We start from the raw sequence: 11649 nt of genomic DNA, 5'->3' as shown, positions 1-11649 counted from the left end.
TTTTTTAGCTATTGCCTGTCTTCATTTTCTTTTTGAACATTTTCAATGCGAATGGTACCATACCGAACCAATAACTCGAGGATTTTTTTGATGGTTTTGAAGCTTTTCTCTCTTCTTTCTCTTTCTTGGATAAGTGCATATACTTCACCATTTCTTCAGTCAAAAACTTCACATAATCATTTCGATTCATGGAATCCCCTCTTTTAATAGCTGATGACAATAGTATGGTCAATGCAGACTTATTTTAGACATGCGATGATGTCATCTGCCACCTCTGAAGGTGTGTGGTGATCAACTTGTATGATATGGTCAGCAATTGATTCATACATCGAGAGGCGGCCCTCAAACCGCTCCTTTTTTTCTGAGTAATCGCCTTTCCATAGTGGGCGGGTTGTATCTAATGACAACCTCTCGTTAATGGTCTCCCATGATGCTTTGAGATAGATTACTGTACCCTCAGATAATATCTGCCGATTTTTTTCAGACAGGATGACACCGCCTCCGGTAGATACGACCATGTTTGAATCAATATTTAACAACAAATTCGTTTCCAATTCACGAAAGTAATTTTCACCATGAATTTTAAATATTTCGGGAATGGACTTTTTTTCATTTTCTTCGATAGTCTCATCCATATCCATGTACACTATATTCATTCGCTCACTCAATAATTTTCCTACAGTGGACTTCCCACAGCCCATAAAACCAATTAGATAAATCATAAAAAAACCTCCATTCAAAACTTTTAAAAAAGAAGGGAATCCACGCATAATGTCGAATATGTAATCTTAGAGAAAAGAGGTGATATCTTTATTGAAATCGATAGCCACATTAGCTCGTGAGTATCTGATCGCAGCTATACAACAAACAGCTTCAGATATCCATTTCACCCCGTTTACGGACCATACCAACATCCACTTCAGAATCCACGGAAAAAGAATTTTTCACGCTTCACTTCCACTACCACTATATCAAAAACTTCTTGCTTATTTTAAGTTTATATCCGGGATGGATATCGGTGAAATGAAACGCCCTCAAAATGGAACCATAAAGCACCGGCTGCAGGACCAAACCTTCGATTTACGACTTTCTACACTTCCACTTACCGAATCTGAAAGCTTAGCCATCCGTGTTTTATCTCCGATGGACCAAACTCCACTTGATCAACTCTTTTTATTTCCATCACAAATCAAACGAATTGAAGGCTGGGTCCAGCACACTTCTGGCATGATACTATTTACCGGCCCAACCGGAAGTGGAAAAACAACTACCTTGTACGCTTTACTACAAGCATTAATGCAAAGAAAATCCTTTCAGGCCATTACATTGGAAGACCCCATTGAAAAGAACTTGAACCATATCATTCAGGTACAAGTAAATGAACGAGCAGGTGTCACCTATGATGCAGGCTTGAAAGCTGCTTTAAGACATGATCCCGACCTCCTTATGGTCGGAGAAATACGGGATCAGGCAACCGCTCAATTTGCATTCCGAGCGGCGTTAAGCGGACACTTGGTAATCAGTACAATTCATGCTAAAGATGCTTTTGGCACTATCCGCCGTCTGAAAGAGATGGAAATTCCTCAAGCTGACCTTGAACAAACTCTGATCGCCATAGCATCCCAGCAACTCATTCCTTTAAATACCAGCGGCTTACTACCAAAGAGGGCAGCTATTCTCGAACTGCTTGATGGACCCCTATTACAGCAAGCGGCCAAAGATCATCCCCCGTACAACCACACCCGCTTTCATTCTTTTTCTGACCTGAGGAGGAAAGCATATGCTCTCGGTTTTATCTCAACTGATGAAGTACTCCATACTTCGTGAAAAGCAACTCCCAACTAACCTTCAAATAACCTTTTTCCACCGTTTGTCACATATCTTGCAAAAAGGCTACCCTTTATTAGACGGGCTGAAAATGATTGGCTGGGACGAATCGTTAAGGTATGTCGCTGATGAGCTGACTCGTCATCTGACCAAGGGAGAGACAATCGACAACGCCTTCAGAAAAGTGAATTTTTCCCCCCTAGTGATTAATTTCTTATATTTCGGAAGAATCCACCACGATTTGCCAGCCATGTTTTTAAAGTGTGAAAAATTATTGAGAATGAGAAGAGATTACAAAAAGAAGCTTGCTTCAGTACTCCGCTACCCCGTGTTTTTATTTCTGTTCATCTTCCTTGCTTTCACAATCATAAAAAAAACCGTTCTACCTAATTTCATTCTTTTGTTCAATGATCAACACTCTTCGCTCTGGCTTCTAATAGGCCTCAATTATTTCATCAACGGATTATTCTTATTAACCACACTACTCGCCTCCCTCCTACTCCTATACAAACTAGCCTTTCCTAAAATCTCTACACAAAAGAGATTGTATCTACACGAAAATGTGCCTCTGCAAAGAACATACCAATCCTACTTCTTATCCTATTTATTCACCACACATCTCCACTCTTTATTGACTGCAGGATTGACGTTGAAACAATCATTGGAAGTGATGCAGCAGAATAACAAATACGGGACCTTGTCGGTGTATAGCAAAAAGATACTGATTGAATTGGAGTCAGGCAAAAGCATGAGTCAAGCGATTCATACATGTCCCCTGTTCAGAAAAGAATTGACCGACCTCTTCCATCAATCCCTTGACCTTCATTCCCTGCAGGATGAGTTGGAGATGTTGACCGATTTTCTCATGGACTATGTACAAGAAAAAATCAACAAGTGGATACAATGGATTCAACCATTGTTTTTTATTGTCATCGCTCTCATTGTCCTAAGTATATACGCTTCGATTATGCTTCCCCTCTATCAATGGATGAGTGAAATTTAATCCCAAGGAGTTTCAATAATGACAAACCAAAAAGGATTTACCTTAATTGAAATGTTGATCGTCCTATTGGTCATCTCTGTACTTTTGATCATCACGATACCTAATTTGACCCAGCATAACGAGAGTGTAAGAGAGAAAGGTTGTGAAGCTTTAACAGTAACTACTCAAGCTCAGGTTGAGTCTTATTATCTTGAGAACAACTCTTTCCCTACAGTTACAGAACTTTTGAACGGGGGCTACATTAAAACCTCCACCTGCCCTAACGGAGATACCATTAATGTGGATACCCAAACAGGAGTCGTCTCTAGTCAAACACCTCCGGCACCTTAAAATGAAGGCAGAGGATGGTTTTACAATGGTAGAATTGCTTATTGTGTTAACAGTCTGGTCAGTATTGATGGCTTGTTTGATACCTATCCATCACCGCACATTTGACACCATACAAACAGAATCAGTACTTAAGCAGCTTGAAGACGATGTTTTACTTATACAACAGTTGACGATGCAGAATCACCTTTATCATCAAATCATGTTCCAACCAAGCAAAAACCAATATATCCTATACGACACCAAAAATAAAAATGCAGTTTCAATAAGGAAACTCCCCAAAAATTGGAGGATGGAAATGTTAACATTGGATGCTACCATACGTTTCAATTCAAGGGGGATGATTACAAATCCAGGGACAATGAGAATCTTTTCACCAAACCATACGTATAAAGTCACCTTCCCATTCGGTATCAGCAGGCTGAACATTGAGAAACAATAAAGGCTTTACATTCATCGAAGCACTCTTCTCCTTTTCCATAATAATCATTGTGACGCTATCCATCTTCCCCACCTTACTGAAGGTTTACCTCTTCATGGATGACCTGTCAGCAGAACGTTCTATGGCTTCCACACTTCATGATGAACTGCAATATGTAAGCCAAAATGATGTAGACCTTCCTGTTGAAATGAAAAAAAGTTCGCCTTCTCCCACCTTGTATACGTTTATCCAAGAAGACTCCTATATAAAAGGATGCGCAGAGCTATTGTACCCCTATCTTTCTGAAGTGGAGATATGTATGTATGCCGTCAAACAGTAAAGGCTTTACCCTATCAGAAACACTCATCACATTATCCATGACCCTGATTATCCTCAGTTTATCGCACCCTCTCCTGGTTTCCCTGCAACTTCCACGTTATGAACAAGAATTAGAAGTAAGACAGTTTTTCAGCTTTCTACAAGAAGAAGTCAATAACTCAAGAGACGTATACCAAACTACCAATACACTCATTATTGTTGATGCCTTGAACCGGACAACATCAATTGAAAAATACCGCGGAATGGTCAGGAGGCGTGTGAACGGTAGTGGTCATGAAGAATTGTTGAATGAAGTAGAAGTTTTAGAAATTGCTGAAATGGATCACTTCTTTATAATATCGGTGACAATGAAAGGAGGGGTGGTGTATCAAAAGCATTTACGCAAAGCTTTTGTTTTCCAATAAAGGGGTGATCTATCCCTGGTCGGGAATGCTCTCTATGCTGATGTTATACATCTTGTTATCCAGTATTGATCAATATCAAAATCACCTATTATTAACAGATACCTACAAAACATACTTGATTCGCCAAAACCTGTTCGATACAGCAGACCATGCCTTTCGAAAAGAACTGTTGAACAACCCACAAGCAGGAACCTCCTCACCTTTTTCTTTAACCACACCAGATGGGAGCGCAAGCACTCAATGTACTACGGAAAATGAAAGAGATTTGAAATGTGAGTGGGAAGTCGCACCTGCTCAAGGAACTTCCAAAACCTTATTTGCTTATTATAAGATCCAGAGCTCATCCCCATAAAAAATAACCGCTCCTTATCCTTAACCATAAGGAAATGGAGCGGTCATTCAATCGCGAAGTCAGCCATATTTAATCCCTCATTCTTTAGTAAGGATTATGAGATGTTTGCTGTGTATTCCATCCGGTTATCTGTAATGCTTCTCAGCCCTTCTAAGTTATATCCAATGACAAGTTTTTCACCATTGGTCAGAATTGGACGACGAAGCAGTTTCGGTTTTTCTATCACCAGATTAAGAAACTCATTCAATGAAAGTTCATTGACATCTATATCTAAAGCTTTATATTCCTTACTACGTTTAGCCAGAATCTCATCAATTCCTTGAGTCGTCAGAGCAAGGATGTCTTTCAACTCATCTGCAGAAGGTGTTTCACGGAACAAATGCTGTTCGTTAAAATCTACCCCTTGGCTTTTTAACCATGATTTAGTCCTACGGCATGATGTGCAACTCGGGTAACTATAGAATTTTAACTTATCCATGCTTAACTCTCCTCTATGATTTTTTTGTCTAATTTTGTTGTACAGTTATTGTATAACCTTTGTACAATATTCTAAACCTATTTCTTGAAAAAATCAAAGATTTTATTTTGAATTAAGAATAAATGTATAATCCCACCTTTTCTTCAGATACTTAAAAATAAGGAACAGACATTGATTTATTTACATTTACCTATTGGTCGTTTATAATATGAATGATAGTTTAACGATGAAGAAGGAGGGGGAAAAGCATGGATCGTATGTTTCGAGTGCTGGCCTTTTGGACAGGTATTTTCGCTGTCATGTTTTATACAGGCGATATGATGGAAGCGGCATTATTATCTTTAGTTCAAACGGCTTTTTTCCTTACTATTGGTTACCTTAAACTGTCTGAGCGTATGTATGTTTACATATTCTTCTCATACTTGACAGTTTTCATGATTGGATTTACGTATTATTCATCATTCATTTTAGTACCGAGTTTCGGTGGACACTAAAAAAATCCTGTTATCCACGAATGGATAACAGGATTTTTTTATATAATCAATCAAGTAAAGAAAGGATTTTCGTTTTTCTCTTCCTCTATGGTCGTCGGTAGTCCATGACCAGGGTAAATACGCATGTCATTTCGCAGGCTGAACAGCTGTTCCCTGATGCTTGTTTCTAACTGTTCCCGACTGCCTCCAGGCAGGTCAGTCCTTCCCATCCCTCTTTGAAACAGGGTATCTCCAGCAATGGTGAAGCGTTGATTCCTGAATACGAAGGAAACACTTCCCGGTGAATGTCCAGGGGTATGACGAACTTCAAACGTGAAATTCCCAATCTCCATTTGACCGATGGAGAAGAATCGATCAGCTGGGTTGGCAGTGATTTGACCGATTTGAAATAAACCAGAACCATTTTTGGATGGGTCATCAAGCCAATCCGCTTCAGCCTCGTGTAAATATACAGGTGCATCATAAGCTGACCGGACTTGATCAACAGCACCTATGTGATCGAAATGGGCATGTGTAAGTAAAACAGCTTTTACGTCCAGCTCTCTTTCCTCAAGAAAAGCTTGCAGCTTGTCGAAATCTCCCCCCGGATCGAAGACAAGGGCTTCTTTATTTTCATAAACAATATAAGCGTTTGTAGCCATAGGACCTAATGGCAGACGTGAAATTTTAATCAATGAGTAGACACCTCTTTGCAAATTTTATAAAATACGTATAGATTACTCGACATTTTCAGCGTTTTGCTATAAAATAAAAAAAGATTGAAAAGCGCTACATACAGTATAACATCCTCAATTGGGGGATGATAATAAAGAAAAGGGATATTGGGGGTGCTGAATATGGTAACAGCTATTATTCTTTTGTTCGTAGCAATTCTATGTGTCATTGCCGTTTTCCGTGAGATGAAAACTAAAAACTTCTTTGCCGTAATGTTTGCTGCAGTATCAGCATTGATGTTCGGATGGTTCTCCATCATGACGATTTATTCAAATTTATTCGGTTAATAAATCTATAAAAAGCTCGCTACTCTATAGTAGCGAGCTTTTTTATATGAATATTAAGAGCGGCTGCGGATTTCTTCTTCGGTTTCCAACAATTGTTTGTTTTTATTGAAAAAGAATCGGTACATCGCCAATGTCACAAACATGGCACTCAAGGATACGGAAGAAAAAATACTCAGAGAGATGACAAGCTGGTATTTGATAGCCATAACCGGTTCCACACCGCCTAATATAAGACCTGTCATCATTCCTGGGAGCTTAACGAGACCTATGGTTTTCAACTGGTCGATATTAGGGATGAGAGCTGCATTCAGCGTTCGTTGGACAATAAGGTGAGAGGCTTGTTTAGGTTCGGCCCCTAAAGAAAGGGCAGCCAGAAGGCGCCCGTTATTTTCTTTGAACTCGCTCTTCATCCTCTCAAGAGCCAGTCCCATTGCCACCATACTATTACCGATGATCATTCCACTCATAGGGATGACTTCTGATGGTCTGAACTGGACCATATCAGTAATCAACCACAAGCTGAGAACACTGATTTCCACAGCGATGAGCCCCACAAAAATGATAGGCCAGGCATATGGAAGTTCTTTCCCTTTCTGCCTTGCATGAAATGTAGCGACGATGATCATGATACTCACCATAATCGGGATACCGATCAAAGCAGGAAGGTCGAATAAATAAGTAAGAAGATAACCGATGGCAAATAATTGCAATGTACCTCTAATGGTAGACCATATGACACTTTTACTTAAGCCGAGTTGATAATAGTAGGAAAGTGTCAATGGAACGATAACGAATATGACCAGAAAGGCCAGCGATTGATTTGATATTTCAGGTGTCATAAGATCACATCCTTAATCATGTAAAAAGTCTGCCAGTAATTTTGTTTTTGGATTTTCGAGCATTTCGGGAATTCGACCGTCCTCCTGTAAATTCCCATCCATTATAAATAACCCTCTGTCTCCAAGCCTCTTTGCCTGGTTCATATCATGGGTGACCATAACCATCGTCAACTGCTGTTCATCAATCAGCTGTTCTAACACTTCTTCAATCTCTTCAGCAGTTCGATAATCCAATGCGCTCGTAGGTTCATCGAGCAAAAGGACTTCCGGGGAGTTGGCCAGAGTCCTGGCTAAGGATACCCTTTGTTTCTCTCCTCCTGAGAGCTGATTGACATCTCTATCCAAGTATGAGGTTGGCAGCTGCACATATTCCAGCAGAGTTTTTGCCTGCGACTCGTCCCACTCATCAAACAAAGATGGGCCATACTTTAGATTATCCAGAACTGTACCAGGAAATAAGTTCGGAGCCTGTAAGACAAGACCTACATTCTTTCTTAAATTAGTAACTGAATGTTCGCGAATCGATTTCCCCTTATACTCAATTCGTCCTGTTTCAGGGTCATGTAACCGATTAAATAAATACAGCAGTGTACTCTTTCCCGCTCCAGATGGTCCGAATAGGATAACCTTTTCATTTTTTTCGATTGTAAAAGTAAGATCTTTCAAAGGTTCTTGACTGACATTTTCAAAACGGAACATAGACATACCTCATTTCTTTTTCTTATGTATGTAGATATCATTACCCTCACCCGAGGAAATTTATGTGTAGAATACAAAAAGCCGTCAAGACAATGCGCTGTCCTGACGGCTTCTTTTATTGTTTGAAGTTGTAAAACCTGAATAAGTCTCCGTAAATGATGTTGTCTGAATAATTAAGTTCTTGATCGACTCGTTCCTTAATTGGCTGACATGCTTCCGCTTTTTCTTCCACTCTTTGTTCACCTGACTCACGATCATAACATGTACCATTTGTGAACACATAATCTTCGCTCACAAAACTTCCATCCCTCATAGCAATGAAATCTCTCCGATTCTCATCAAACATATTGTCGCCAAAAGTCAGATCGTTTTTATTATCAATGCCAAGCAAGTGTAACAAGGTAGGTTTCACATCAATTTGGCCAACGACTTCTTCACGAATCTCCCCATTTTCATAGCCAGGTATATGGACCATGAACGGTACGCGTTGAAGCTGAACATGTTCGTAACCATCGACCTCTTTACCTAAGAATTGGCTCATCGCTTTATTGTGGAATTCGCTGATTCCATAGTGGTCTCCCATTAAAACGATAATAGAGTCTTCGTAAAGACCAGCATCTTTCAGTTGCTGGAAGAATTGTTCCAGAGATTCATCCGTGTATCGTGCTGTCTGGAAATAGTGATTCAGCGTTTTGGACCCTGAATCGTATTGATCGATATTCGCTTTATCCTGCGGCATTTCAAATGGGAAATGGTGAGTCAGAGTAATGAATTTACTATAAAACGGCTGTTTTTGTGATTGTAAATATTTAATTGATTGTTCAAAGAACGCTTTATCTTCCAGTCCCCACCCGAAGGAATTTTCCGGGGTTACCTGATACGACTGCTCATCATAGAACTGGTCATAGCCTATATTGTCGTACATGACATCACGGTTCCAGAAGCTTTTATTATTGGCATGGAATACGGACGTTTCGTATCCATCTTCATTTAACACCTCTGGCAATGAATTGTATTCATTCTGTGCGTGTGTAAAATACACAGAGCCTCTCCCCAGAGGGTACAAGGAATTCTCTACAATAAACTCAGAGTCTGATGTTTTGCCCTGAGCTGTTTGATGATAGAAGTTTTTGAACCAAATGGTATCTTTTCTTTCCTTTAAATCATTTAAGAATGGCGTAGCTTCCGTACCATTGATTTCTGCATCAAACAAGAAGTTCTGAAACGATTCTACACTTACGAAAATCACATTTTTGTCTTCTGCTACCCCATATAAATCAGAGGACTTCTGTTGTCCATCAGGAGAATGTTCCTTCAAGTATGATTCAATTTCACTAATTTCACTGCCATCCGCCAACACTCGCTGGGCTTTGGTTTTCGTCTGCATCGTTGCGTCATAAATATGATAATTATAAATTCCGATGTTCTTGACCAAGTACTCCCTGTCGAATGCTCTTACAAATAACATAGGGCGTTCCATTTCAGCTAAAACTACATTCCCTGCCAGTAACAGGAAAGTAACCGCAGTAGCTGCGATTTTCCCTCGTTTCGGTAATGAAACATCCAAATTGAACTTTTGTTTACTCAAATACCAAATCAGTGCGACATCTATGAAGATCAATACATCTTCCAAATGTAATAACGTCAAGAAGCTTCCAGTCAAATCGGCTGCATTGTTACCTTGGAATAGCACAGGAATCGTGATGAAATCTGTGAAATTACGGTAAAAAATCAAGTTCAAGAATAGGATTAATGAGCCGATTAAGGAAGTCCACCGCAGGTATTTCATTTGTTTCTTCGGCTTCAACCAAACGCTAATGGCAAAAATGAGATAAGCACTAGCAATAGGGTTCACAAAGAGAATGAATTCTTGCATGGCGTTTTCAATCGATAGATCAAACATGAATCTGTATACAAAATAAGTCTTTATACCAAACAGTAAGGTTGCAAGTATGAATAGCGGCATACGTAGCTTACTGATTTGCATAATCGTTCCTCCTCTAATGCTCGTACTAGACCTAACTTTTACATAAAATTAATTAGATCAAGTATCCCCTTTTACAAATTCCACTTAAAATGAATATTAAACCATCTCTTTATATATGACGAAAATTTTACCACAAAAGTTTCTAGAAATATATAAAATACAGTAATTGTAAAAAATAAAACAGCCTTTTATATCATAATAAAAAAAACCCAGAAAATAAAGACTATACATCCAAGCGTAAAACAACCGTAAAACTAGCGTAAAAGAAGCGGAGCCTTAAAGGCTCCGCTTTCCATTATTGGTTTTTTTTAACTAAAAATGCCCCGCCTATGACGCCTGCATCATTCCCGAGTTCTGCAATGCCAAAGCTCGTCGCTTCTTCTGTTCTTCTAAGTGCATATTTTCTATATACGGCTTCCAACGGCTTCAATAATTGATCACCAGCCTGCGAAACACCACCACCGATTACAATTTTTTCAGGATTTATGGCAATTGCAAGATTAGCAATCGCACGTCCTAATACTTCAAAGACATCCTCTAAAACCTCTTTTGCTGCTTGGTCATCTTCAGATGCAGCCCGGAAGACGTCTTTCGCGGTCAGATTACCAGCTTCGATTAAGCTGCTCATAGACGTATCTGGATACTTTTTCAGCATGTTAGACGCTTTTCGCACAATTCCTGTAGCAGAAGTTTCTGTTTCTAAGCATCCTGTCTTACCACAGTTGCAAGGAGCTCCACCTTCCGGAATGACCGTCATATGACCGATTTCAGCGGCTGTTCCATTCGCTCCGTTCAGTATTCCGCCGTTGGCAATTATTCCGCCGCCTACTCCTGTACCAAGAGTAATAGCGATCAAGTTTTGTGAGCCCTTACCTGCTCCCAGCCAATTTTCTCCTAATGCAGCTAAGTTCGCATCATTATCGACCCACACGGGAAGCCCGGCCATGTCACTAAGCTTCTTCCCGAAATCGAAGTCTTTCCATCCAATGTTCACAGCTTCAAAAATATATCCTGTTTCTGTATCTACGAAGCCCGGCGCACCAGCTCCGATGCCTGCAATTTGTTCTTTTTCTATATGTAATTCATCCAGTGCTTTTTCAAAAGCCTGATGAATGTCAGAAGGGATGGACTCTCCACTGTTTTCAATATTGGTAGGAATTTCCCACTTCTTGTTTATTTCCCCATTATCACTGATGACCGCCAGCTTCACTGTCGTGCCACCAATATCCGCACCTAAATAGTATGTTTCTTTCATTTAGAGTTCCTCCCCTTTTTCTTTGTCTCTAAGTTTAGCGATTTCGCTCCTAAGTAATAAAATCGCCATTTGAAATTCTTCGTTGGTTACGCATTGAGATCTATGTAATTCTCTGATCTCATCTTCCATCATTTCCAAGTCTGCCAAACGGTCGCCTATATAAATGAAGGTTCCGAATTTTTTCAGCAATTGCTGGACATCATAAATTGTTTTCATTTTTCAT

At 39.7% G+C, this 11649-nt stretch carries 18 protein-coding genes; 9 read left to right on the top strand and 9 right to left on the bottom strand.

Annotation, left to right across the window (positions count from 1 at the left end; all coding sequences use genetic code 11):
• Positions 1–4: 4 nt before the first annotated feature.
• Both LCL89_RS01785 and LCL89_RS01780 read right to left on the bottom strand, forming a co-directional pair.
• Entirely contained in the window at positions 5–190 is a 186-nt protein-coding gene (locus tag LCL89_RS01785; protein WP_197316441.1) for a YqzE family protein, read from the bottom strand.
• A gap of 49 nt (positions 191–239) precedes the next feature.
• On the bottom strand, positions 240–722 hold the full coding sequence (locus LCL89_RS01780; protein ID WP_224807353.1) for a shikimate kinase: 483 nt from the start codon (positions 720–722) through the stop codon (positions 240–242).
• Positions 723–813: 91 nt separating this feature from the next.
• Here LCL89_RS01780 and comGA point away from each other — a divergent pair, with 91 nt between their 5' ends.
• The 7 genes from comGA to LCL89_RS01745 are packed head-to-tail and all read left to right on the top strand — an operon-like array spanning position 814 to position 4673.
• Positions 814–1827 carry a competence type IV pilus ATPase ComGA gene (gene comGA / locus LCL89_RS01775; protein ID WP_224807352.1) on the top strand — a complete coding sequence of 338 codons (1014 nt, stop codon included), beginning with the start codon at positions 814–816 and terminating at the stop codon, positions 1825–1827.
• Complete coding sequence (locus LCL89_RS01770; RefSeq protein WP_224807351.1) at positions 1781–2830, top strand: type II secretion system F family protein; 1050 nt, start codon at positions 1781–1783, stop codon at positions 2828–2830. The genes comGA and LCL89_RS01770 overlap by 47 nt, the downstream gene beginning before the upstream one ends.
• A gap of 18 nt (positions 2831–2848) precedes the next feature.
• On the top strand, positions 2849–3160 hold the full coding sequence (comGC, locus tag LCL89_RS01765) for a competence type IV pilus major pilin ComGC (RefSeq protein WP_197316444.1): 312 nt from the start codon (positions 2849–2851) through the stop codon (positions 3158–3160).
• Entirely contained in the window at positions 3108–3599 is a 492-nt protein-coding gene (comGD, locus tag LCL89_RS01760; protein ID WP_318245594.1) for a competence type IV pilus minor pilin ComGD, read from the top strand. Before comGC ends, comGD begins: the two co-directional genes overlap by 53 nt.
• Positions 3586–3918 (top strand): type II secretion system protein, encoded by a 333-nt coding sequence (locus tag LCL89_RS01755; protein WP_197316445.1) that lies wholly within the window; start codon positions 3586–3588, stop codon positions 3916–3918. Before comGD ends, LCL89_RS01755 begins: the two co-directional genes overlap by 14 nt.
• A complete protein-coding gene (locus LCL89_RS01750) occupies positions 3902–4321 on the top strand; it encodes a ComGF family competence protein (protein WP_224807350.1) in 420 nt (139 codons plus the stop codon). Before LCL89_RS01755 ends, LCL89_RS01750 begins: the two co-directional genes overlap by 17 nt.
• A gap of 34 nt (positions 4322–4355) precedes the next feature.
• Complete coding sequence (locus tag LCL89_RS01745) at positions 4356–4673, top strand: hypothetical protein (RefSeq protein WP_224807349.1); 318 nt, start codon at positions 4356–4358, stop codon at positions 4671–4673.
• Between the two features lie 94 nt (positions 4674–4767).
• Here the strand turns inward: LCL89_RS01745 and LCL89_RS01740 are convergent, their stop codons facing one another.
• Complete coding sequence (locus tag LCL89_RS01740) at positions 4768–5151, bottom strand: Spx/MgsR family RNA polymerase-binding regulatory protein (protein ID WP_224807347.1); 384 nt, start codon at positions 5149–5151, stop codon at positions 4768–4770.
• 248 nt (positions 5152–5399) lie between these two features.
• On the opposite strand from LCL89_RS01740, the gene LCL89_RS01735 reads away from it, so the two are divergent.
• Entirely contained in the window at positions 5400–5645 is a 246-nt protein-coding gene (locus tag LCL89_RS01735; protein ID WP_197316449.1) for a DUF2626 domain-containing protein, read from the top strand.
• A gap of 50 nt (positions 5646–5695) precedes the next feature.
• Here the strand turns inward: LCL89_RS01735 and LCL89_RS01730 are convergent, their stop codons facing one another.
• Positions 5696–6319 carry an MBL fold metallo-hydrolase gene (locus tag LCL89_RS01730; RefSeq protein WP_224807345.1) on the bottom strand — a complete coding sequence of 208 codons (624 nt, stop codon included), beginning with the start codon at positions 6317–6319 and terminating at the stop codon, positions 5696–5698.
• Positions 6320–6481: 162 nt separating this feature from the next.
• On the opposite strand from LCL89_RS01730, the gene LCL89_RS01725 reads away from it, so the two are divergent.
• The gene (locus LCL89_RS01725; protein WP_197316451.1) at positions 6482–6646 is read left to right on the top strand and encodes a DUF2759 family protein; all 165 of its coding nucleotides are present in this window, start codon (positions 6482–6484) and stop codon (positions 6644–6646) included.
• A 53-nt stretch (positions 6647–6699) separates the two neighbouring features.
• Here LCL89_RS01725 and LCL89_RS01720 read toward each other — a convergent pair whose 3' ends face one another.
• The 5 genes from LCL89_RS01720 to LCL89_RS01700 form a co-directional block, all read right to left on the bottom strand.
• Positions 6700–7485, bottom strand: coding sequence for an ABC transporter permease (locus tag LCL89_RS01720; RefSeq protein WP_224807343.1), 786 nt, complete (start codon positions 7483–7485; stop codon positions 6700–6702).
• Positions 7486–7497: 12 nt separating this feature from the next.
• Positions 7498–8184, bottom strand: a complete 687-nt coding sequence (locus LCL89_RS01715) for an ABC transporter ATP-binding protein (RefSeq protein ID WP_224807342.1) — start codon at positions 8182–8184, stop codon at positions 7498–7500.
• 115 nt (positions 8185–8299) lie between these two features.
• The gene (locus tag LCL89_RS01710) at positions 8300–10171 is read right to left on the bottom strand and encodes an LTA synthase family protein (protein WP_224807341.1); all 1872 of its coding nucleotides are present in this window, start codon (positions 10169–10171) and stop codon (positions 8300–8302) included.
• Between the two features lie 295 nt (positions 10172–10466).
• Positions 10467–11426: an ROK family glucokinase gene (locus tag LCL89_RS01705; protein WP_197316455.1), complete on the bottom strand. Its 960-nt coding sequence runs from the start codon at positions 11424–11426 to the stop codon at positions 10467–10469.
• Complete coding sequence (locus tag LCL89_RS01700) at positions 11427–11642, bottom strand: YqgQ family protein (RefSeq protein WP_224807340.1); 216 nt, start codon at positions 11640–11642, stop codon at positions 11427–11429. It lies immediately after the preceding gene.
• Positions 11643–11649 lie beyond the last annotated feature (7 nt).

Origin of the sequence: Halobacillus yeomjeoni (assembly GCF_020171525.1) — a bacterium.
Lineage (GTDB): Bacteria > Bacillota > Bacilli > Bacillales > Halobacillaceae > Halobacillus > Halobacillus yeomjeoni.
Note: the sequence above shows the minus strand (reverse complement) of the source record. Positions and strands in the feature narration are given on the sequence as shown.

Coding starts and splice junctions, on each gene's coding strand:
- LCL89_RS01785 (WP_197316441.1), bottom strand. CDS start 190: ATGAATCGAAATGATTATGTGAAGTTTTTGACTGAAGAAATGGTGAAG.
- LCL89_RS01780 (WP_224807353.1), bottom strand. CDS start 722: ATGATTTATCTAATTGGTTTTATGGGCTGTGGGAAGTCCACTGTAGGA.
- LCL89_RS01770 (WP_224807351.1), top strand. CDS start 1,781: ATGCTCTCGGTTTTATCTCAACTGATGAAGTACTCCATACTTCGTGAA.
- comGC (WP_197316444.1), top strand. CDS start 2,849: ATGACAAACCAAAAAGGATTTACCTTAATTGAAATGTTGATCGTCCTA.
- comGD (WP_318245594.1), top strand. CDS start 3,108: ATGTGGATACCCAAACAGGAGTCGTCTCTAGTCAAACACCTCCGGCAC.
- LCL89_RS01750 (WP_224807350.1), top strand. CDS start 3,902: ATGCCGTCAAACAGTAAAGGCTTTACCCTATCAGAAACACTCATCACA.
- LCL89_RS01745 (WP_224807349.1), top strand. CDS start 4,356: ATGCTGATGTTATACATCTTGTTATCCAGTATTGATCAATATCAAAAT.
- LCL89_RS01740 (WP_224807347.1), bottom strand. CDS start 5,151: ATGGATAAGTTAAAATTCTATAGTTACCCGAGTTGCACATCATGCCGT.
- LCL89_RS01735 (WP_197316449.1), top strand. CDS start 5,400: ATGGATCGTATGTTTCGAGTGCTGGCCTTTTGGACAGGTATTTTCGCT.
- LCL89_RS01725 (WP_197316451.1), top strand. CDS start 6,482: ATGGTAACAGCTATTATTCTTTTGTTCGTAGCAATTCTATGTGTCATT.
- LCL89_RS01720 (WP_224807343.1), bottom strand. CDS start 7,485: ATGACACCTGAAATATCAAATCAATCGCTGGCCTTTCTGGTCATATTC.
- LCL89_RS01715 (WP_224807342.1), bottom strand. CDS start 8,184: ATGTTCCGTTTTGAAAATGTCAGTCAAGAACCTTTGAAAGATCTTACT.
- LCL89_RS01710 (WP_224807341.1), bottom strand. CDS start 10,171: ATGCAAATCAGTAAGCTACGTATGCCGCTATTCATACTTGCAACCTTA.
- LCL89_RS01705 (WP_197316455.1), bottom strand. CDS start 11,426: ATGAAAGAAACATACTATTTAGGTGCGGATATTGGTGGCACGACAGTG.
- LCL89_RS01700 (WP_224807340.1), bottom strand. CDS start 11,642: ATGAAAACAATTTATGATGTCCAGCAATTGCTGAAAAAATTCGGAACC.